Source organism: Microbulbifer elongatus (assembly GCF_020524885.1).
GTDB lineage: Bacteria > Pseudomonadota > Gammaproteobacteria > Pseudomonadales > Cellvibrionaceae > Microbulbifer > Microbulbifer elongatus_A.
Map to the genome: position 1 here is coordinate 106,743 of NZ_JAIVKJ010000005.1, position 20,800 is coordinate 127,542.

The following is a 20,800-nucleotide window of genomic DNA, read 5'->3' on the forward strand; positions in this document are numbered from 1 at the left end:
GCAGTGTTGTCGACCCGCAAATTATTCCCAATAAGCTTTCACCGCGTGCCTGCACTGAAAGATGTGCTTTTTCTCGCCATTGGCGCGGTTTTGGGCGCGTCCCACGCCTATGCAGAGGAGCCTCTGTACGGCCGACTGATCGTCTTTGGTGACAGCCTGTCTGACAACGGCAATGCGGGCGTATTCACCAATGACGACCCCCAGGGTATTTACCCGCGGCAGCCGGCCGCTGCGTTTCTCGCAGACAAACTCGGGCTTGCCAAGGAAAACTCCTGCTACGGGCTGGGCCCACAGTTTGGCGGTGCCATTCCCTGTGCGCCGGCGGCCGGGAGCGCGGATCAGCAATTGCAGCAGATCGCCAACTCGGTTCTGACCAACGGCCCCAACTGGGCGGTGGGGGGCAACCGCACTGCCGATGTGCTTCTGGATCTGGTGGGTCCACAGCGCTTCCGTCAGCTGTTCCCGAGTACCACTGTGGCGGATCACAACACTCTCTCCACCATCCTGCCTGATTCCAGCCGCTGTGGGCAGGATGGTGTGTGCAATCCTGCCGCAGGTGAAAGCCCGTACCTGTCTACTGCAGAAGTCATTGCGGCGACTTCCGCGTTCAATGACCCGGTGGCCCTGCAGGCGCTGGTGGATGACCCTAACAACAATATCACCTTAACCGGCGTTCCATTCGCAACCGGGCAGGGGTACTTGCCACAGAACACCGTCGCGTCAAATGACCTGTATTTGTTGAATGGTGGCGGAAACAACATTCTCGATGGTGTGCGCGCCGGCAACCTGAGCCCAATGTCGATGGAGCGTGCCGCGACCTTTCTGGCGGTTGCGGGTAGTGAACTTAAGGCAGCGGGTGCCAAATATATCGTGATGACAAATGCCCCGAGGATGGGACGCACACCTGCCGTATATGCCCAGGGCCCGGCGGCGGTCAACTACGCCAACTGGGGTTCGGAACTGTTTAATGACTCCCTGCGCCAGCAAGTTAATGAGGTTGGCAATATCCTGTTGCTGGACCTGGAAGGGGTAGTAGAGCTGTTGATTCAGGATCCGGCAGCATTTGGCCTTGCCGCAATAAACCAGAGTGCGTTCTGTTATACCAACTGCGCCAATCCCCACCCGGTATACGGCGCCAACGGCAGTGATCCCAATGCAGACCTGCTGGTGTTTTACGACGGTATTCATCCCACGCTGGTGGGGCAGCGGATGCTCGCGGACTATTACTACGAGACGCTGACCGCGGCAGTGAGCTTTGGTGTGCTGCCTGATCTCGGCTATCAGAATACCCGCCAGCACCAGGTCAATATTGATCACCACCTGATTTCCCAGCGCTATCGGGATCCTTTTACCACCGTGTTCTTTGGCGCCAGCGTTGGTTACTCGGAACTCGGAACAGGACCGGCCATCAATGATGAAGGGGTGGCCTGGGACGGTTTCCTGGGGATGAGCTTTGCGGGTTTCGAGCATCTGGAGTGGGGCCTGGGTATGTCCTACGGCGGCAGTGAATACGAGCCCGATAACCTGCTGCTCAGGTCGCGCAATTTCAATGTCAGTGCGTTCGCACGCTGGGACGACGGCTTCTGGTTCGTCGATGGCGGCCTCGGGTTTTCCGACATCCAGTACGACGATGTGCAACGCACCATTGCGATCGGTGATACCTTCCGCCGCCGGCTGGACGGCGACACCGATGGCGAGGGCTATAACATTTTCCTGCGCGCAGGCTACGACGCCACCCGTAACCTGGACAGCCAGATGGGGCCTTTTGTGGCTGTGGAGTGGACCGAGATTGATGTGAACGGATTTGTCGAAGACTCCGACACACCCTACACCTACGCGGATAAATTTGGTTTCCCCCAGGATCCGCTCGCCCTCCGGGTATTTGGACAGGATCGGGAGTATTTGCGATATCGAGGTGGCTTCTTCTACAACTGTCCGGAGTCCGCTGAGCATCAGTGGTTTGGCGAAGTCTGGCTGGAAAACACCAGCGGTGACGACTTCGCCGACCTCGGTATTGGAGTCAAATCCATTCGTAGCAATTGGGCGCGACTACCCTCGTACCGCAGCGAAAAGGCCGGTTTCTTCCAGAGTGGCGTGGGCGCTATGGTGGGGGTGAGCATCAATGAAAAGCTGCGGGTAGCGGCGGATGTACTGGTGCGCCCGGATGATACAGTGGGGGGGCTGAGCCTGAATTATCGTTTCTGAGTCCTGTTTGTCTGAGCCCGGCGTTTCTCGGTTATGGATGTGATGCCGCATTTTCTGCGGCATTCGCGGTTAAAATATCCGCCTGCTGCGAAAACGGTCACCTCGAAGCGATATGGATTACCTCGCCGGTTGTTACCTTATGGTTATCAATAACAACCGCGAAAGATGGACCCGAAGATGTACACTCCGCGATTCAGCAAACAGAGTCAGGCCCTCCACTCCGCCGATGCCGATGTCTGGGCGGTCAGTGACCGCGCCCACGCCTTGGCCGACAAAGGTGAAGATGTCATCTTCCTGTGCGTCGGAGATCCCAATTTCGACACCCCCGAGCCCATCCTCGACTATGCCCGCGCCCGTCTGGGCGTGGGGCGCACCCACTACTCTCCGGCCGCTGGCGAGCTGGTGTTGCGCCGTGCCATTGCCGATATTGAAAGCAAGGTGAGCCCCCACCCCTGTGACCCGGACGACGTTGTGGTCTTTCCCGGCGGAACTAACGCGATTTACGCTGTGCTGTCCTGCCTGCTCAATCCGGGCGAGCAGATAATCATCCCCGAGCCCATGTACATCGGCTATGTGCCCATTACCGATGCGCTGCAGTTGGATGTGAAAAAAGTCTCCTGCCCGGCGGACCAGGGTTTTGCCTTTGATATCGAGACGATCAAGCAGGCCGTGACCGAAGAAACACGGGTGGTAATGATCAACACCCCGGTGAATCCCACTGGCGCCATGGCCACCCCGGAGCAGCTGCGAGAGCTGGCCGCATACTGTCGTGAGCGCAATGTGTGGCTTATCTCCGACGAAATGTATTCCATGATTACCTTCGCCCGCCGCCACACCTCCCTGCGCAGCGCGGCGGAGCACCTGGACAATGTGATCGTAATCGACGGCCTGTCCAAGTCCCATGCCATGAGTGGTTGGCGCCTGGGTTGGGCGGTAGCCCAAGGTGAGCTGGTTGAGCGATTGATCGAGTACGCCGGCGCCACCATATTTGGTGTACCGCAATTTATTCAGGAAGCAGCGGCCTTCGCGCTGGAGTTTGATACCTACTTCGTCAAGCAGATGCGCGATGCCTACGAAAAGCGTCGCGACCTGATTGTCGAGCGCATTGGCAGGATTCCGGGATTGAGCTGCTACTCTCCGGAAGCGGGTATGTTTGTGATGGTTGACGTATCGGCGGTGGCCAATGATGGCGAAGCCTTTGCCGGCGCACTGCTGGATGCCGAGCGCGTCTCGGTACTGCCGGGCAAGCCGTTTGGCCCAAGTGCCGTCAACCACGTACGCCTTACCCTGGCGGCGGATGAGGCGGAACTGTCCCGTGCACTGGACCGTATCGAGCGGTTTGTTACCGGCGACTGCCTGAAGGCCGGGTAGTATTAGCAGGGTAGCGGCGAGGCTGTTAGTGCAACTTATCACCACTACTTCTCGTCGCGTGTTCCCGAAACAAGGGTTTCCCGCTATGCTGCGTGAAACCTGACCCTTACAAAATATTCAGTCGAAGAACTGCTGTGAAAATCGATCGTCACAATCTGAAAATCCTGGAAGTCCTGCAGACCAATGCCCGCATCAGCAACCTGAACCTGGCGGACGAAATTGGGCTGTCTGAAAGTGCCTGCCTGGCGCGGGTGAAAAAACTCACCAGTGAAAAGTTTATTCGCGAGTTTCAGGCGGAAGTAAACCTGGAAAAGGTGCGCCACGCGGAGTTCTACGTAAACGTGGCTCTGAAGCGCCAGGATTCTAAAACCAGCGAAAGTTTTCGCCGCGCGATTAACAAGATCAAACAGATCGTGTCCTGCGTAAAAATGTCGGGCGAGTTCGACTATATGCTGCGGTTTGTGTGTCCGGATGCGGCGGACTTTAACCGCGTGTCCGAACAGTTGCTGGCGGACGAGGATGCGGCCATCACCCGTATGACGTCGCACCTGGTGATCGAAAAAACCAAGCCGTTTACCGGCTATCCACTGGAATTATTGTTCCAGGATTAGTCTTATGCTTGCCTGAATATTGGGTTAGACCACCAGGGCAATAGTGCGGTCAATCAGCCACCAGGCCGACAATCCGCCCACCAGATAGGCAACCGGTAGCGCAGAGGCTGCGGTGGCGGTGGTGCCGGTGCGAACTTCCCACAACTGCACCGGTTTTACCCGGCGCAGCATGTACATCAATCCAGCCACTGCCGCGATAAAGGCCAGTTGTCCCACCTCGACGCCAATATTGAATAGTCCAAGCGATAGCGGAATCGCGTGCTCCGGCACCCCGATTTCCGATAGCGCACCGGCGAACCCGAGTCCGTGCAGTAGTCCGAAGCCAAACGCCACTATCCAGGGTTTGCGGATTGCCAGGGTTTTGCGCCCCTCCAGCTTGTGCAGTATTTCAGTGGCAATAAAGACGATACTGAGGGCAATCACCGCTTCTACCGGGGCCTGGGGAACGGCGACAATTCCGAGTACGGCCAGCGCCAGGGTGATGCTGTGAGCCAGGGTGAACGCGGTGATCGTGGCAACCAGCTGGCGCCCGCCACTGACCAGCACTACCAGCGCCAGCACAAACAGCAGGTGGTCAATCCCCAGCAAAATATGTTCAATACCGAGCACAAAGTAGGTGCCGGCGATTTCGATGATCCCAGCCCGGTCTTCCACCACCAGCCGTGTGCGATCCGGAAGCATACGGCTCACCTGTTCCCGTCCGTCCAGCCAGCTGATACGCACCAGTGCGTCGGTCATTGTGTTGGCGAGACCGTCTATGGCGATGGTGCTGCCGACTAATGCCTGCGGATGAGAAATCTCCCAGCGCTCAACGTAATAGCCCCCGACCAGCTGCGCACTGGGAAGGCTGCGTTCGAGCGTATTTTCGTCAAACTGTACATAGAGGGAGAGGCGCATGTCCCCCCTGGAAGGAACTCTCCAGGTGACGTCAAACTGTTCCGGCGCCGTCTGTATCACACTGAGGGACGCCGGGCGCAGCTCATGGGCGAATGCAATAGCGGAAAAGAGCAGGGCAGTGAAGAGTAGAAGGATTCTCATTGGTCGGCGATCTCCTCACTGGTAACCGGCTCCGCAATTTGTATCCGGTAATTTGCCCGCAAAGTCTCGTACTGGGTCTGCAGAACATTTTGCTGCTCTACCTGCTGCCAATCCCGTAGTACGTCTGCCCTGACCTCCGAAAACTCGGCCTGGTGACGTGGCTTTGCGTCGGAGATCCGCACCAGGTGCTCTCCATACGCTGAGGTCAGCGGGCCGCTCCACTCGCCGGTTTCCAGCTCGAGAAACTGCAGGGAAAAGTCGCTGCCAAATAGTCGGTCAATGCGCTCACTGCTGATGTCTTCAAAGCGGTATTGCAGCAAGTTGTTGTCGCTGAGTGATTGGGGATCCTGGCCCGCGGTGAGTTTGGTGAGAATAATGCGTGCGTCTTCGGCGACCTCGGTGCGCTTGTCGCTGTCGAGGAAGACCTGTTCGAAGGTGTAGCGGGCGGGCTGGGTATATTTGTCGATATTGGCGTCGTAGTAACTTTTCAGCACCTGATCCGCCGGCTCGATGGCGTCTACCAGATCTTTTGCCAGAAACTCCATCTTCATCCGCATCCGTCGGCGGACCACTGTGTCGTTTTCATCCAGCCCCATTTTTACCGCTTCGCGGTACAGCACCTCTTCGCGTACATAGTCATCAATCAGCCCCTGTAGCTCGTCAGGCCCCGGGGGGCGCTGCCAGCCTCGTTCAAATATGTTGGAAAGATGCTGGATACGGTTCTGGGTAATGACGATGTCCTCGCTATCCTTTGGACCGCCGCCCTGAAACAGCCCGTTGATCACGAATAGCATGGCGCCAATAGTGGCGAATTGAACGCTGGGATCCTTGATCCAGTGCAGATTCATTCACGAACTCCGATTTATGCTTTTATGGCGATGGCTCGCTAAGAAAGAATTCCTATGCCAGATGAGGATAGTTCAAGAACGGGAACTTACCCCCGCAGTTCGCTCTGCTCAGCGTCAGGTGGCGTGTTTTTCGTTTTATTGTGAACAGGTGGTGATGAGAGTGTGTTCGGAGAGTTGGATCACTCAAGCTCGCTCGATATAGTTGGGCGTTGTCGTCAGACAATTTTGCATGTGGAGGTATCTTGCGCCCATATGGCGTGGCTATAATTTTTTGCGTGTGGGTGGCGGGTTGTTGTTGCCGGCGAGGGGATGGCGAGAGAACCGCCAGAGGCTTTTGCTGCCCTCCATTCCAGGCCTTCTGCAGAGTGCTGTAACCGATTGATCAAAAAGGCGTAAATATGAAACCAATGATCCACACCTCGGCCTGTATCTTGCTGGCCGCTGTTACCGCGAGTGTTTCGGGCATCGCACTGTCAGACTCGGTGGAAGAAAAATATCAAAGGGCCTGCCATGTCTGCCACGCGACCGGTGTCGCCAACGCGCCCAAGGTGCATGATCCGGAGGCCTGGAAGCCACGTCTCGACAAGGGAATGGATGCACTGGTGGAGTCCATAAAAAATGGACTGAACGCCATGCCGCCGGGCGGTATGTGTGCGGACTGCACGGATGAAGACTACAAGGCGCTGATCAAGTACATGTCCACCCCGAAGGGTTGAGTCAGAGAAGATTTTGGTAGGCCGGGCGAGCGCTGCTGGGTGAGCTTGCAGGAACCTGTCCACAGGCGAGATGGTGACTGGGCTAATTGCCTGCAGAGCAGGTCCTGCAGGATTCAGTTTGGCTCAGCAGGCGGGTTTTGGCTTGCGGTAAACGAAAATAATCTGACGGATTATTAAACCCGCCTGTTATTTCTTCATTTGATTTCTACAGAACTTTTTCTACCTACGTTTTTATTCAAGCGGGTAAACGCGCGCGTCTGTACTCCGTGGGTGTCTGTTCGTGGCGGCGCTTGAAGGCGGCATTAAAGGGGCTCAGGGAGCGGTAGCCAATATCCAACGCGATGGTCAGTACCGGTAGATGCGCTTCATCCGGATCCGCCAGCCGCCGACTGGCTTCATCGATCCGGAACTGGTTCAGGTACTCATTGAAGTTGCGGAATCCAAGATGCTTGTTGATCAGCGCTCGCAGTATGTGTTCGCGCGTTTCCAATTGCTCCGCCAGTTCGCGGATGGTAAGCCCGGTGCGACGATAACCGCCGTTCTGCATATGTTGCTCAAGCCGGTCCAGCAGTAGCTGCTGGCCTGCGTCCAGCGCCTGCTGTTGTGCGGGCAAGCTTGCAGGTTCCTCCAGGTTTTCTGCCGTTTGCTCCGGGGCTTCAGTGATGGTGGGCAGCGATTCTTCCAGGGCCTTGGGAGAAAGGGCCAGCAACCACAGACACGCAGCGAAGGCGAGCGTGCTGGCCATTACCGCGTGGAGGGTAGGGACGCCGGTGGGAACCGGAAAATAGGAAAACACAAATTCTGCGCACACCACGACTAGCATGTAGCTGCCAATGGCAATCAGCAACCCGATTCGCAGTTGACGGCGCTCGGCCACAAGGTCCGACTGCAACTGCTGGAGCAGGGTCACCAGTCCCGCACCGATCAGACCCAGCTTGAAGGGTTGCACCAGCAGATAAAAGTGCGGGTGCAAGTGAAGCTGGCTAGCCAGGTCGATGGCAATCTCCAGCCCGATCACGCCCCAACCCCAACGCGGGAAGGGTTCCTTGTCACTACACAATTGATGCGTAAACACCCAGAAAGCGCCGGGAATCAGAAGAGTGGGGAGGTCGATCAACAGGTCTGCGAAGGAGTCCTGGTCATTCAGGAGCGGCCGCAGCAAATACAAAAAAGCCCCGAAAATAAGAATAAGTAGCCACAGGCTTCCGGTTCTATGCCGGAGTCCAATCCCGATCCGTGCTGCTGCCAGCAGTAACAGGGCGCAGGCTGCGCCGGTAAAAAAGCTGTAGTCCATCGGGTACCTCGGATTTATTGTTTTTTACCTGAGCTTCTCTAGACGACGCGTATCAGCGCTCGACTAACGCCAGCGGTCGGCCCACGCATCCAGCACCTTGCGGCTGTAGGTATGACGGCCGTAGCTGCCGTTATAGTAAGCGAGCGCGTTGGGCATATTGCCTTTGGCTTTCTTGATGTAGTGCTTGAGGATCGTACAGCCGTAACGCAGGTTGGTTTCCATGTTAATCAGGTTGTCTTCCGGGCGACCGATCTCATTCTTCCAGAAGGGCATCACCTGCATCATGCCCTGAGCACCCACGCGGGACACCGCATAGGGGTCGAAGGCGCTTTCAATCTGGATTACGGCAAGGACAATTTCCGGCTGCAGCCCCGCGCGGGTGGCCTCCCGATGGATTGCCTTGAGCACGTGCATGCGTCTTTCGGGATCTTTGATGTAGCGGGCCAGAGGTTGGGACTTGGACATCAGCCACACCTCGGCATCGAAACGGTCGGCAAAAGAGTCCGCCTCGGTCACCGCGCCCTTCAGCGCTACCAGCAGCTGCGGGTCCACCTCTTTTACTTGGGCAGATGCAGCGGCGCTGAACACGCTCAGCAGCAGGGTGAAGAGGGCTTTTCTTATCATGGGGAGGGATTTTACGGGAAGGAGCCTGCTTTCGGTACTCTCATCGAGGACTTGTAGTTCGTGGCGGTTGATTAGATCTCGACACTAAATGTGAAGGTCGAGTGCTGGGTGGAAGGTTTCGAAAGCGTCGGCGACAGGGACGTCGCCGACGCAGCGTACAGGGAAGTATTAAAGGGGGCGCCTAGCTCGGTTTCGAAACCTTCCACCCAGTGCTTGGCCGCCACTGAGCTGCCTTACAAGGATCTGAAGCCGCAGTATCTCAGTGGGAAATCATTTCCAGCAGGGTGTCGATGATCTGGTCGGCAGAGAACTCCTGGTTTTCGCTATCGCGGCGACCCTTGTATTCGATATTGCCTTTCTCCAGGCCGCGGTCACCCACAACGATGCGGTGGGGAATGCCCATCAGCTCGGTGTCCGCGAGCATGCCACCCAGTCGCGCCTTGGGCTCGTCCATCAGCAATACGTCGATGCCCTTGGCGGTGAGCGCTTCGTAGATGTGCTCGCACTTCTGCTGCACCGCCTCGCTCTTGTGCATATTGATCGGCACAATCGCCAGCTGGAAGGGGGCAATGGCCTCCGGCCAGATGATGCCGGCGTCGTCGTGGTTCTGCTCGATGGCCGCCGCCACCACGCGGGAAACACCGATGCCATAGCAACCCATGGTCATCACCTGCTCCTTGCCGTTCTCGTCCAGTACCGAGGCCTTCATTGCCTCACTGTACTTGGTGCCCAGCTGGAAGATATGGCCGACCTCGATGCCGCGCTTGATTTCCAGTGTGCCCTGGCCGTCGGGGCTGGCATCACCGGGTACCACGTTGCGTAGATCCTCAACGCGCGACAGCGGCACATCGCGCTCCCAGTTCACGCCGGTCAGGTGGTAGTCATCCTTGTTGGCGCCACAGACAAAATCGGCCAGGTGCGCCGCTGCGCGGTCAACCACCACGTCGATCTTCATGCCCACAGGGCCGAGTGAACCAATACCGCAGCCCAGTTCTGCGGCGATGCGCGCTTCCGGGGCAAACTGCAGGGGGCTGGCGATACCGGGCAGTTTTTCTGCTTTCAGTTCGTTCAGGTCGTGATCGCCACGCAGGACCAGTGCGACCAGCGGAGCTTCTTTATCTTCACCCTCGTCTTCACTGTCGGTTTCTCCCAGAACGATCAGTGTCTTCACCGAGGCGTTTGCGGCGATCCCGAAGGCTTCCTCCAGGGCGGCAATGGTCTTTTGCCCGGGAGTGTGCAGTTCTTCCATCTCCTTGCCGGGAGCAGGGCGCTCGCCCGCGGGGGCAACCGCTTCTGCAAGCTCCACGTTCGCCGCATAGCGGCTCTTGGAAGAGAACGCGATATCGTCCTCGCCACTCTGGGCCAGAACATGGAATTCGTGAGAGTGCGAGCCACCAATGGAGCCGGTGTCTGCCAGTACCGGGCGGTAATCCAGGCCGATGCGGTCGAAGATGCGGCAGTAGGCATCGTGCATTACATCGTAGGTTTCCTGCAGGGACTCCGGGCTCAGATGGAAGGAGTAGGCGTCCTTCATGGTGAACTCACGCGCGCGCATCACACCAAAGCGGGGGCGGATCTCATCGCGGAATTTGGTCTGAATCTGGTAGAAGTTGGCCGGCAGCTGTTTGTAGCTGTTCACTTCGGTGCGGATCAGGTCGGTGATCACTTCCTCGTGGGTTGGGCCCAGGCAGAACGGGTTGTCGTGGCGATCCTGGATCCGCAGAAGTTCCGGGCCGTATTGCTGCCAGCGGCCGGATTCTTCCCACAGCTCTGCCGGCTGTACCACGGGCATCAGCACTTCCAGCGCGCCCGCACTGTTCATTTCTTCGCGCACGATCTTTTCCACCTTGCGCAGTACCCGCAGGCCGGTGGGCAACCAGGTATAGAGGCCGGAAGACAGGCGGCGGATCATGCCGGCGCGCAGCATCAGCTGGTGGCTAATGACTACTGCGTCATTGGGGGTTTCTTTCTGGGTGGCAATCAGATAGCGGGATGCGCGCATAGTGCTTTCTTTTAGTATCTAGTGTCGGTGAATTTCGAAGGGCGGCCATTTTACGCTGCCGGGGGCCCCTATTGGTAGAGGAGACGGAGTAGAGGGGCTCATATACAGAAAACCCCGCAAAAGCGGGGTTCTCTTGGCTGAAAGTGGCGAGACTCAGGACTCGGCCATTTCCTTCAGCTTCTTCAGCGGGCGGATTTTTACCTGGATGCTCGCAGGCTTGGCCTTGAACACGGTTTCTTCGCCAGTAAAGGGATTGATGCCCTTACGCGCTTTCTTGGCAGGCTTCTTCACGGTAGTGATTTTCATCAGGCCTGGCAGAGCAAATTCGCCGACCGCGCGCTTCTTCACGTGGCCTTCGATCAGATCGGTCAGCTCGTCCAGAACAGACTGTACCTGCTTGCGGGACAGCTCGGTGTTCTCGGCGATCTGGTTCAGGATCTGGGTTTTGGTGTACTTATCTTTGATTGCAGTCACTTTCTTGGCCTTGGGTGCGGCCTTGGCTGCTGCTTTCTTGGCTGGAGCCTTCTTGGCTGCAGTCTTCTTGGCGGGGGCTTTCTTAGCTGCTGCTTTCTTCTTCGCGGCCATAGCTAGCTTCCTTTTATTTAAGTGTTTTTTCCAGTGAAAGTGTGTGTACATCAAGGTTGACCCGGCTGCGGCGCCAGGGCGTACCCAAGTACTGAGCTGAAGTATATCCAGTTTTTGTCCGCACGCACGGGGTAAAAACAGAAAAAAAGTGCTTTTTTACAGGGTTTTGCTCGAAAAATGGCCCTCAATGGCGGTTGTGTACCGGCGTCGGGAGCACCCTGTCTGCGCAAAACATTGGCTCCTTCTTCCCTCGCGGGTGCTCATGTATAATCTGCGCCCCTTTATATTCAGTGAGATCCAGGTACACCGCGATGCCTATCTACGAATACCAGTGCAAGGCCTGTGGCCACCATATGGAAGCTCTGCAGCGTATGAGCGACGCTCCGCTGACAGACTGTCCCGCCTGTAACAAAGCGGAACTGAGCAAACAGATCAGTGCCGCCGGTTTTCGCCTCAAGGGCGGCGGCTGGTACGAAACCGACTTTAAAACCGGCAGCAAGAAGAATCTTGCCGGGGACGCCGCCAAGTCCACCAGCAGCGGAAATGGCACAGAATCCAAAGCCAGCTGAGAGATCTGGACCGGGCTGGATCCGGCAACCCTCAGATCAGCAAGCAGAATTGAAACATTACTAAGGGAATAAGACTCCATGCGCACCGACTACTGTGGCGCCCTGCGATCCGCCGATATTGACCGCGAAGTAACCCTGTGTGGCTGGGTAGACCGCCGCCGCGATCACGGTGGGGTCATCTTCATCGACCTGCGCGACCGCGACGGTATCGCGCAGGTGGTATTCGATCCGGATGCCGCAGAGCACTTCGAACTCGCCGACCGCGTGCGCAGTGAGTATGTCCTGAAGGTCACCGGCCGCGTGCGTGCCCGTGCCCCGGAAGCGGTAAACCCGAACATGGTTACCGGTGAGATCGAGGTGTACGGCCTGCAGCTGGAGATCCTCAACAGTGCGGAAACCCCTCCCTTCCAGCTGGACGAGCACACCGCTGTTGGCGAAGACGTGCGCCTCAAGTACCGCTATCTGGACCTGCGCCGCACCGAAATGCAGCGCAATCTGCGTTTCCGCTCGCAAATCACCAACGCCATCCGCAACTACCTGGACGGCGAGGGCTTTCTGGATATCGAAACTCCGATCCTGACCCGTGCTACCCCGGAAGGTGCCCGCGATTACCTGGTGCCGAGCCGCACCCACGGCGGCAAGTTTTTCGCGCTGCCGCAGTCTCCGCAGCTGTTCAAACAGCTGCTGATGGTGTCCGGCTTCGATCGTTACTACCAGATTGCCAAGTGCTTCCGCGACGAAGATCTGCGCGCTGACCGCCAGCCGGAGTTCACCCAGATCGATATCGAGACCGCGTTCCTCGATGAAAATGCCATCATGTCCATCACCGAGAACATGATCCGCAAGCTGTTCAAAGAGCTGAAAGGTGTGGAGTTGGGCGAATTCCCGCGCATGCCATTTAGTGAGGCGATGGCCAAGTTCGGTTCCGACAAACCGGACCTGCGTATCCCGCTGGAGCTGGTGGACATCAAGGACCTGATGACAGAAGTGGACTTCAAGGTGTTCTCCGGCCCGGCCAATGATCCGAAGGGGCGTGTTACTGCACTGAAACTGCCCGGTGGCAACGACAAGTTGACCCGCAAGCAGATCGACGATTACACCAAGTACGTCTCCATTTACGGCGCCAAGGGTCTGGCCTACATCAAGGTCAACGACAAGTCCGATCTGGAAAACGGCCTGCAGTCGCCGATCGTCAAGTTCCTGCCCAACGAGGTGCGTGGAGCGATTCTCGACCGCGTACAGGCGGAGAATGGCGACCTGATCTTCTTCGGTTCCGACAAGGGCAAAATCGTTTCCGAAGCGCTGGGTGCACTGCGCTGCAAGCTGGGTGAAGACCTCAACTTATACGTGGCCGAGTGGGCGCCGCTGTGGGTGGTGGACTTCCCGATGTTTGAAGAGAACGACGACGGCAGTGTCACCGCGCTGCACCACCCTTTCACCGCGCCGTCCTGCTCCCCGGAAGAGCTGGAAGCCAATCCACTGGAAGCCCTGTCCCGCGCCTACGACATGGTTCTGAACGGCACCGAGCTGGGTGGTGGTTCCATTCGTATCCACAACCAGGATATGCAGCAAACCGTATTCCGCGCCCTCGGTATCGCCGCCGAAGAGCAGCGCGAGAAGTTCGGCTTCCTGCTTGATGCGCTGAAGTACGGTGCGCCGCCCCACGGTGGTCTGGCCTTCGGCCTCGACCGCCTGGTGATGCTGATGACCGACAGCGATTCCATCCGCGACGTCATCGCTTTCCCGAAAACCCAGAGTGCGGCCTGTGTTATGACTGACGCACCCGGAGCGGTTGACGCCAAGCAGTTGCGTGAACTGAGTATTCGCCTGCGCCAGAAGGAAGAGCAGGTCGGCTAAGACGTAGGTTAATGTAGTAGTACCGCCGCAGGAGTCCGCCAGCGGGCTCCTGTGGGGAGACAGATTGAAGAAAGACCGGAGAAATATCGATGGCAGGACACAGTAAATGGGCCAACATCAAGCACCGCAAGGCCGCTCAGGATGCCAAGCGGGGCAAGGTTTTCACCAAGATCATTCGCGAGCTCACCGTAGCGGCGAAAGGCGGTGCCAACCCCGATGACAACCCCACGCTGCGCGCCACCATTGATAAAGCTCTTGGCGCGAACATGAAGCGCGATACCATCGACAAGGCCATCGCCCGCGGCGCCGGCAATGCCGACGGTGACAACTATGAAGCGGTGACCTACGAAGGATACGGCGTTGGCGGTGTAGCGGTGTTGGTGGAGTGCCTGACCGACAACCGTAACCGCACCGTCGCCGAGGTGCGCCACGCCTTCACCAAGCGCGGTGGCAATCTGGGCACCGACGGTTCCGTGGCCTACCTCTTCTCCCGCAAGGGGCAAATGTACTACGAGCCGGGCGTGGACGAAGATGCCCTGATGGAGGCGGCCCTGGAAGCGGGTGCGGAAGATATCGAGACCAATGACGATGGCAGCATCGAGGTCTCCACCGAGTTCACCGACTACATGCCGGTGAAGGACGCCCTGACCGAGGCCGGCTTCAAGCCCGATAACGCTGAAATCGCCATGATTCCCTCCACCACCATTCCGCTGGACAAGGATGGTGCGGAGAAGGTGCTGGCGCTGGTGGATATGCTGGAAGATCTGGACGATGTCCAGAATGTGTACACCAATGCCGAAATCCCCGAAGACGTTATGGCCGAACTCGCCTGATACGACTGCTTTCGCGATTTTTGCATTCGCGACCTGAACGCTCGCGACTTGAAAGTGCCCCGTATCCCGGGGCATTTTTGTATCTGGCTGATTTGCGCCCCTCCCGCCTTGACGCACCGCCGCCACCTTGGGACACTTCCCGCAACAATTGTATAAATGTACAGGGGGTAGTCCGCCGTGACCCGAATTCTGGGCATTGATCCCGGCTCGCGCAAAACCGGTTACGGCCTGATCGATGTCGAGCGCTCGAACGCCCGCTATGTCGCTAGCGGCGTCATCAAGCTCCCGGACGGTCCGCTGCCCGAGCGCCTCAAGCTGATTTTCGACGCCGTCAGTCAGATCGCCCAGCAGTACCAGCCCCAACAAATGGCCATTGAAAACGTGTTCATGTCCAAGAGTGCCGGTTCCGCGCTGAAATTGGGGCAGGCGAGGGGGGCCGCCATCGTCGCCGCCACCCATGCGGATCTGCCGGTCGCGGAATACGAAGCGCGAAAGGTCAAGCAGGCGGTGGTGGGTAACGGTGGCGCAGACAAGCTGCAGGTGCAGCATATGGTGAAAACCCTGCTGAAGTTGCCCGCTTCGCCGCAGGAAGACGCGGCGGATGCATTGGCCGTGGCGCTCTGCCATATGCATACCATGCAGACGCTGATTCAGTCGTCGGCGGGATCGCGGGCGCGCTTCCGCCGCGGGCGCCTGAGCGTAATTTAATTGATGAAATTGGAATAAGAATGATCGGAAGACTCACCGGCAAACTGGCTGCCGTGCAGCCCCCGCAACTACTGGTCGACGTTCAGGGCGTGGGCTATGAAGTGCTGGCCCCTATGACCACCATTTTTGAGCTGCCCCAGCTGGGCGGCAGTGTGCAGTTGCATACCCACCTGGCGGTTTCTGAAACCTCTCAGCAGCTATTTGGCTTTATCCGCGAAACGGACCGACAGCTGTTTCGTACCCTGATCAAGGTCAATGGTGTCGGGCCGAAGATGGCGCTGGCGATCCTCTCCGGCCTCGACGGTGCCGCCCTGGCGCGCTGTGTGGCGGACGACAACGTGGGAGCGCTGGTGAAAGTACCGGGTGTGGGCAAGAAAACCGCCGAGCGACTGATCATTGAACTGCGCGGCAAGCTCTCCCCGCAAACCGGCGATCTCGGCGATATCCCGCTGATGTCCACCAGTGCCGAGCCGAAAATTGACCACGCCGGGGAGGCGGAAAGCGCCCTGGCGGCGCTGGGCTACAAACCTACCGACGCCTCCAAGATGGTCGCGCGCGCTGCGAAGGAGCAGCCGGAAGCTGACAGCGCCACCCTGATTCGCCTTGCTCTGAAGAGCATGGCGCCAGCCTGACGCGATACCCGCGCCAGCGTATTGCCCTAGACGTAGTGTCCGAGAAAAGAATCGAGATAGCCCCGTGATTGAAGCCGACCGCCTGATTGCACCCGAACCCATAGGCCCCACCGGGCAAGAAGAGCAGTACGACCGCGCCGTGCGCCCCAAGTCCCTGTCCGACTATGTGGGGCAGCCGGTGGTGCGGGAGCAGATGGAAATTTTTATCCAGGCGGCCAAGCTGCGCAAAGAGGCGCTGGATCACACCCTGGTGTTTGGTCCGCCTGGTCTCGGTAAAACCACGCTGGCCAATATCATCGCGGCGGAAATGGGGGTGGCGATCAAGACGACTTCCGGCCCGGTACTGGAAAAAGCCGGCGATCTCGCGGCTATCATGACCAATCTCGAGCCTGGGGATGTACTGTTTATCGATGAAATTCACCGCCTCAGCCCGCACGTGGAAGAGGTGCTGTATCCGGCGATGGAGGACTATCAGCTGGATATCATGATCGGCGAGGGGCCTGCAGCGCGCTCCATCAAGCTGGATCTGCCGCCATTTACCCTGGTTGGGGCCACCACCCGCGCCGGCCTGCTGACCTCGCCACTGCGTGACCGCTTCGGCATCGTGCAACGTCTCGAGTTCTACTCGGTGGGGGATCTCACCAGTATTGTCGCCCGCTCCGCCAGGTTGATGGGTGTGGATATGGATGAGGGGGGCGCCCTTGAAGTGGCGCGGCGCGCCCGCGGTACTCCGCGTATCGCCAACCGCCTGCTGCGTCGGGTGCGGGACTACGCGGAAGTGAAAGGCAACGGCCACGTTTGCTCGGATACCGCCGACCGGGCGTTGAATATGCTCAATGTCGATGCAAGTGGTTTCGACCAGCTGGATCGCCGTGTGCTGCTGACCATGATCGAGAAGTTCGACGGTGGTCCGGTGGGTGTCGACAGTCTGGCGGCGGCGGTCAGCGAAGAGCGGGATACCATTGAGGATGTGCTGGAACCTTACCTGATTCAGCAGGGCTATCTGGCGCGTACCCCGCGTGGTCGTGTGGTAACCGCACTGGCGTACGAACATTTTGGCATTCCCAAGCCCGACCGCACCTGACGAACCGGTCGCGATCCTGTAGCATGTTCCGCCATCGCCGGTTCGAGAATTGAAGTCTCGCCGGCGGATCCCAAACCGCTATCAACAACAAAAACGCGTTTGCGGTCGGCAACTTAAGGACGGCATGTGTCAGAAGCCTTCTCCACAGAACCATTCAATATCCCCATCCGTGTCTATATCGAGGATACGGACGCTGGCGGAATCGTCTATTACGTCAATTATTTAAAGTATATGGAGCGCGCGCGCACAGAATTGGTCCGCGCCCTCGGCTATGATAAGCCCGCCATGCCACAGCAGGGGCTGTTGCTGGTGGTACATTCAGCGGAGATTCAGTATCGACGGTCTGCAATGCTCGACGACCAGTTGCGTGCCTCCGCCAGTATTGGCAAGCTCGGTCGCGCCGCCATTACCTTTGAGCAGAAAATCTGGCGCGACAATGAAATTATTTGTGAGGGCGTGGTCAAAGTGGCCTGTGTGGATGACACCAGCCGCAAACCCTGCGCATTACCTGAAACCATCTATCAAGCATTGAAGGCAGCGAGTTAAAACATGAATGCCGGTGAACAACTTTCCCTGTGGGGCCTGATTTCCAGCGCCAGTCTATTGGTGCAGTTGGTGATGCTGATGCTATTGCTGGCCTCGGTGATTTCCTGGGTGATGATCATTCAGCGCGGCACTTACCTGTCCCGCGCCCGCAAGTCCATGATCAATTTTGAACGCAAGTTCTGGTCCGGTTCGGATCTCAACCAACTGTTCCGCGATGGCAATGCTGCCGCCGAAAAGGGCAATATTGATGGTGTGGAATCTCTGTTCCGTGCTGGCTTTACCGAATTCACCCGTCTGCGTCAGCAGGGTAAAAGCAGCCCGGCGGCCGTGATGGAAGGTACCGAACGCGCCATGCGGGTGGCCATGTCCCGGGAGCAGGAGAAGGTGGAAATGAACCTGCCGTTCCTCGCTACTGTCGGTTCGGTCAGTCCGTATATCGGCCTGTTTGGCACTGTGTGGGGCATCATGAACTCCTTCCGTGGCCTTGCCACTATGCATCAGGCCACTATCGCCACGGTTGCCCCGGGCATCTCCGAGGCGCTGGTCGCGACCGCTATGGGCCTGTTTGCCGCGATTCCCGCGGTGATGGCGTACAACCGCTACTCGGCCAAGGCGGAGTGGCTGCTTTCCAGCTACGAGACCTTCGCCGAAGAGTTCTCCTCCATTCTCCATCGCAAAGTGCACGCTAGCTGAGGCGCGAGGACAGCGAAGCTATGAGCAATTTTCGCAAGGCCCCGAAGCGCAAGCTGGTCTCCGAGATCAATGTGGTGCCCTACATCGACGTGATGCTGGTGCTGCTAATCGTATTCATGGTGACCGCTCCGCTGCTGATGCAGGGCGTAAAGGTGGATCTGCCGGATGCCCCCTCGGCTCCCATTGATGACACCGACGATGAACCGCTGATTGTGTCAGTGAAGGCCGATGGCACTTATTACCTGAACCTTGGTGACGATGAAAAAGTTGCCAAGCCTCTGAAGGAAATCAAGGATACGGTGGCCAAGGTGCTTCGCCAAAAGCCGAAAACGCCGGTGCTGGTGTGGGGCGATACCGATGCCAAGTACGGCCTGATTGTGGGCGCCATGACCCAGCTGCAGCAGGCGGGTGCGCCCAGCGTCGGGCTTGTCACCGAGCCACCGTCAGAGTGATCCGGGGCGAGAGACGACTATGAAAGCCTCTTACGGCCCGGCTATCGTTATCAGTGTGGCATTGCACGCGCTTTTGATTGCGGTGCTCACCTTTGGGTGGGAGGCAGAGCACAAGCGTGAGCTCAAGCCCATGCCAAAATTTGTGCAGGCCAAGCTGGTTCAGTTGGAGTCCAAGTCCGACAAGCCCAAGGCGCCGCCCAAAGTAGATTTGCGCGAGAAGCGCCGCCAGCAGGAGCTGGAGCGTCAGCGTCAGGCGGAAGCCGAGAAAAAACGCAAAGCGGCAGCAGAGCGCAAGAAAAAGCAGGAAGTAGAGAAGAAGCGCAAGGCGGACGAGGCCCGTAAAAAGCGCGAAGCCGAAGAAAAAGCCCGTAAGGAAAAAGAGCGCAAGGAGCGGCTGGAGCAGGAGCGCATGAGCGCGTTTGAGGACGCACTCGAAGATGAAGAGGCACTGCAGGAGGCCAGCAATGATTCTGCGGCGGTCATGTCCGTTGCCCAGGCAATCCAGCAGCGCATCGAGGCGGTATGGAGCCGTCCACCCAGTGCCCGTAATGGCATGGTGGTGGAAGTGCAGATCAATTTTGTACCCACCGGTAGGGTGGTGGCCTCAACCATCACCAAAGGCAGCGGCAACGCCGCTGTGGATAGATCGGTGCTGACTGCGGTCAAGAAGGTAGAAGTATTCCCTGAAGTGGCCGACGTGGCCCGTGAAGAACCGTCGCTGTTTGAGCGCCAGATACGAACCACCAAACTGATATTCAGAGTCGAAGGCCTGCGCCAATGATGAAAAAAACAGTCTCTTACTTTTTTGCCACCCTGGTGAGCTGTGTATTGGCGGTGTCCGCCCACGCTCAGCTGGTGGTGGAAATTGTCGATGGAAACCAGGATCCCACGCCGATCGCAGTTGTTCCGTTCGACTGGTCCGGCAGCGGCGTGTTGCCGGAGGATGTCTCTTCCATTATTTCCGCGGACCTGCGCCGCAGCGGCCTGTTTGCCCCGGTGCCGCGTGACGACATGCTGTCATTTCCGAAAACACCGGAGCAGGTGAGTTTCCGCGACTGGCGTATGCTCGGCACCGAGTATGTGGTAACCGGACGTATGCAGCCACAGGCGGGAGGCTACCTGCTGAGTTTTGATCTGGTAAATATCTTTGGCCAGAGCAAGATGTTCACCAAGCAGGTAACCGGCGGTGCCCAGCAGTTGCGGGATATCGCGCACCGCGCCGCCGATGAAATTTTCGAGGCCATTACCGGTATTCGAGGGGCCTTTGGCACCCAGATGGTGTATGTGCAGGAGACCCAGCGGGGTGGTCAGCCCAGCTATGCGCTGATGTTGTCAGATATCGACGGTGCCCGCTCGCGTCAGATCCGCCGCTTCAGTGCGCCGGTGATGTCGCCCAGCTGGTCGCCCAACGGGCAGGAAGTGGCTTATGTCTCTTTCGAGACTGGTCGCCCGGCGATTTTTCGCGAGAACCTGCGCACCGGCGCCCGCCAGCAATTGACCAACTTCAAGGGGCTCAACAGCTCGCCGACCTGGTCGCCGGATGGCAGCAAGCTGGCCATGGTGCTGTCGAAAGATGGCAACCCGGAAATCTATGTGCTTGATCTGGCAAGCGGCAGGTTCACCCGTATGACCCGCCACTTCTCCATTGATACCGAGCCGAACTGGATGCCGGACGGAAAATCACTGGTTTTTACCTCGGATAGGGGAGGAAAGCCACAAATTTACCAATTGACTCTTGCCACGGGTCAAGTAGACCGCTTAACCTTCGACGGCGACTACAACGCGCGTCCGCGGGTTTCCCCGGATGGCAAAACGCTGGTTATGGTGCATCGTAGCAGGGGGGTATTTACTATCGCTACGATGGACATCGTATCCGGCAGAATGCGTGTCCTTACGGAGACGCGCCTGGACGAATCCCCGAGTATTGCGCCCAATGGCGCGATGCTGATGTACGCCACCAAGCGGGGGAGCAAGGGTATTCTAGCTGCGGTGTCGCTGGATGCCGGGGTTAAATACAGCCTGCCTTCTCAGCAGGGAAATGTCCGCGAGCCGGCGTGGTCGCCTTACTTTGATTGATGCAGTACTTGGCGCATTTCTTATTTTTTTGCGCCAAGTGTGAGATCAGACAAATA

At 58.0% G+C, this 20,800-nt stretch carries 21 protein-coding genes; 15 read left to right on the forward strand and 6 right to left on the reverse strand.

The genetic code is table 11. The features are described 5' to 3' along the window. The first annotated feature begins 3 nt into the window (after positions 1-3). The 3 genes from LC059_RS16085 to LC059_RS16095 all read left to right on the forward strand — a co-directional run bounded on the left by LC059_RS16085 (position 4) and on the right by LC059_RS16095 (position 4,187). On the forward strand, positions 4-2,205 hold the full coding sequence (locus LC059_RS16085) for an autotransporter outer membrane beta-barrel domain-containing protein (RefSeq protein WP_226704894.1): 2,202 nt from the start codon (positions 4-6) through the stop codon (positions 2,203-2,205). Between the two features lie 177 nt (positions 2,206-2,382). After that, on the forward strand, positions 2,383-3,576 hold the full coding sequence (locus tag LC059_RS16090; RefSeq protein WP_226704895.1) for a pyridoxal phosphate-dependent aminotransferase: 1,194 nt from the start codon (positions 2,383-2,385) through the stop codon (positions 3,574-3,576). A gap of 134 nt (positions 3,577-3,710) precedes the next feature. Beyond that, positions 3,711-4,187: an Lrp/AsnC family transcriptional regulator gene (locus tag LC059_RS16095; RefSeq protein WP_226704896.1), complete on the forward strand. Its 477-nt coding sequence runs from the start codon at positions 3,711-3,713 to the stop codon at positions 4,185-4,187. 24 nt (positions 4,188-4,211) lie between these two features. Here LC059_RS16095 and LC059_RS16100 read toward each other — a convergent pair whose 3' ends face one another. Beyond that, positions 4,212-5,225, reverse strand: coding sequence for a HupE/UreJ family protein (locus tag LC059_RS16100; protein WP_226704897.1), 1,014 nt, complete (start codon positions 5,223-5,225; stop codon positions 4,212-4,214). Further along, complete coding sequence (locus LC059_RS16105) at positions 5,222-6,073, reverse strand: peptidyl-prolyl cis-trans isomerase (protein ID WP_226704898.1); 852 nt, start codon at positions 6,071-6,073, stop codon at positions 5,222-5,224. Before LC059_RS16105 ends, LC059_RS16100 begins: the two co-directional genes overlap by 4 nt. A 398-nt stretch (positions 6,074-6,471) precedes the next feature. Here LC059_RS16105 and LC059_RS16110 point away from each other — a divergent pair, with 398 nt between their 5' ends. After that, on the forward strand, positions 6,472-6,789 hold the full coding sequence (locus LC059_RS16110) for a c-type cytochrome (RefSeq protein WP_226704899.1): 318 nt from the start codon (positions 6,472-6,474) through the stop codon (positions 6,787-6,789). Between the two features lie 235 nt (positions 6,790-7,024). Here LC059_RS16110 and LC059_RS16115 read toward each other — a convergent pair whose 3' ends face one another. From LC059_RS16115 to LC059_RS16130, 4 genes are all read right to left on the reverse strand, one after another. Continuing rightward, a complete protein-coding gene (locus LC059_RS16115) occupies positions 7,025-7,951 on the reverse strand; it encodes a helix-turn-helix transcriptional regulator (RefSeq protein ID WP_226704900.1) in 927 nt (308 codons plus the stop codon). Between the two features lie 195 nt (positions 7,952-8,146). Then, positions 8,147-8,707, reverse strand: coding sequence for a lytic transglycosylase domain-containing protein (locus LC059_RS16120; protein ID WP_226704901.1), 561 nt, complete (start codon positions 8,705-8,707; stop codon positions 8,147-8,149). A 259-nt stretch (positions 8,708-8,966) separates the two neighbouring features. Beyond that, positions 8,967-10,709 (reverse strand): proline--tRNA ligase, encoded by a 1,743-nt coding sequence (locus LC059_RS16125; RefSeq protein ID WP_226704902.1) that lies wholly within the window; start codon positions 10,707-10,709, stop codon positions 8,967-8,969. 153 nt (positions 10,710-10,862) lie between these two features. After that, the gene (locus tag LC059_RS16130) at positions 10,863-11,294 is read right to left on the reverse strand and encodes an HU family DNA-binding protein (protein ID WP_161857704.1); all 432 of its coding nucleotides are present in this window, start codon (positions 11,292-11,294) and stop codon (positions 10,863-10,865) included. Between the two features lie 311 nt (positions 11,295-11,605). On the opposite strand from LC059_RS16130, the gene LC059_RS16135 reads away from it, so the two are divergent. The 11 genes from LC059_RS16135 (at position 11,606) to tolB (ending at position 20,744) form a co-directional block, all read left to right on the forward strand. Beyond that, positions 11,606-11,863: an FmdB family zinc ribbon protein gene (locus LC059_RS16135; protein ID WP_226704903.1), complete on the forward strand. Its 258-nt coding sequence runs from the start codon at positions 11,606-11,608 to the stop codon at positions 11,861-11,863. 78 nt (positions 11,864-11,941) lie between these two features. Beyond that, positions 11,942-13,720, forward strand: a complete 1,779-nt coding sequence (gene aspS / locus LC059_RS16140) for an aspartate--tRNA ligase (protein WP_226704904.1) — start codon at positions 11,942-11,944, stop codon at positions 13,718-13,720. A gap of 89 nt (positions 13,721-13,809) precedes the next feature. Next, entirely contained in the window at positions 13,810-14,553 is a 744-nt protein-coding gene (locus LC059_RS16145) for a YebC/PmpR family DNA-binding transcriptional regulator (RefSeq protein WP_226704905.1), read from the forward strand. A gap of 177 nt (positions 14,554-14,730) precedes the next feature. Next, on the forward strand, positions 14,731-15,261 hold the full coding sequence (ruvC, locus tag LC059_RS16150; RefSeq protein WP_226704906.1) for a crossover junction endodeoxyribonuclease RuvC: 531 nt from the start codon (positions 14,731-14,733) through the stop codon (positions 15,259-15,261). Positions 15,262-15,281: 20 nt separating this feature from the next. After that, positions 15,282-15,893, forward strand: a complete 612-nt coding sequence (gene ruvA, locus LC059_RS16155) for a Holliday junction branch migration protein RuvA (protein WP_226704907.1) — start codon at positions 15,282-15,284, stop codon at positions 15,891-15,893. A gap of 64 nt (positions 15,894-15,957) precedes the next feature. Further along, on the forward strand, positions 15,958-16,977 hold the full coding sequence (gene ruvB / locus LC059_RS16160; RefSeq protein WP_226704908.1) for a Holliday junction branch migration DNA helicase RuvB: 1,020 nt from the start codon (positions 15,958-15,960) through the stop codon (positions 16,975-16,977). Between the two features lie 126 nt (positions 16,978-17,103). Further along, the gene (ybgC, locus tag LC059_RS16165; RefSeq protein WP_226704909.1) at positions 17,104-17,523 is read left to right on the forward strand and encodes a tol-pal system-associated acyl-CoA thioesterase; all 420 of its coding nucleotides are present in this window, start codon (positions 17,104-17,106) and stop codon (positions 17,521-17,523) included. Between the two features lie 3 nt (positions 17,524-17,526). Then, complete coding sequence (tolQ, locus tag LC059_RS16170; RefSeq protein ID WP_226704910.1) at positions 17,527-18,216, forward strand: protein TolQ; 690 nt, start codon at positions 17,527-17,529, stop codon at positions 18,214-18,216. A gap of 20 nt (positions 18,217-18,236) precedes the next feature. Beyond that, a complete protein-coding gene (gene tolR, locus LC059_RS16175) occupies positions 18,237-18,668 on the forward strand; it encodes a protein TolR (protein WP_226704911.1) in 432 nt (143 codons plus the stop codon). Positions 18,669-18,687: 19 nt separating this feature from the next. Continuing rightward, positions 18,688-19,449 carry a cell envelope integrity protein TolA gene (gene tolA, locus LC059_RS16180; protein WP_226704912.1) on the forward strand — a complete coding sequence of 254 codons (762 nt, stop codon included), beginning with the start codon at positions 18,688-18,690 and terminating at the stop codon, positions 19,447-19,449. Then, entirely contained in the window at positions 19,449-20,744 is a 1,296-nt protein-coding gene (tolB, locus tag LC059_RS16185; protein WP_226705024.1) for a Tol-Pal system beta propeller repeat protein TolB, read from the forward strand. Before tolA ends, tolB begins: the two co-directional genes overlap by 1 nt. The last annotated feature ends 56 nt before the right edge of the window (positions 20,745-20,800 follow it).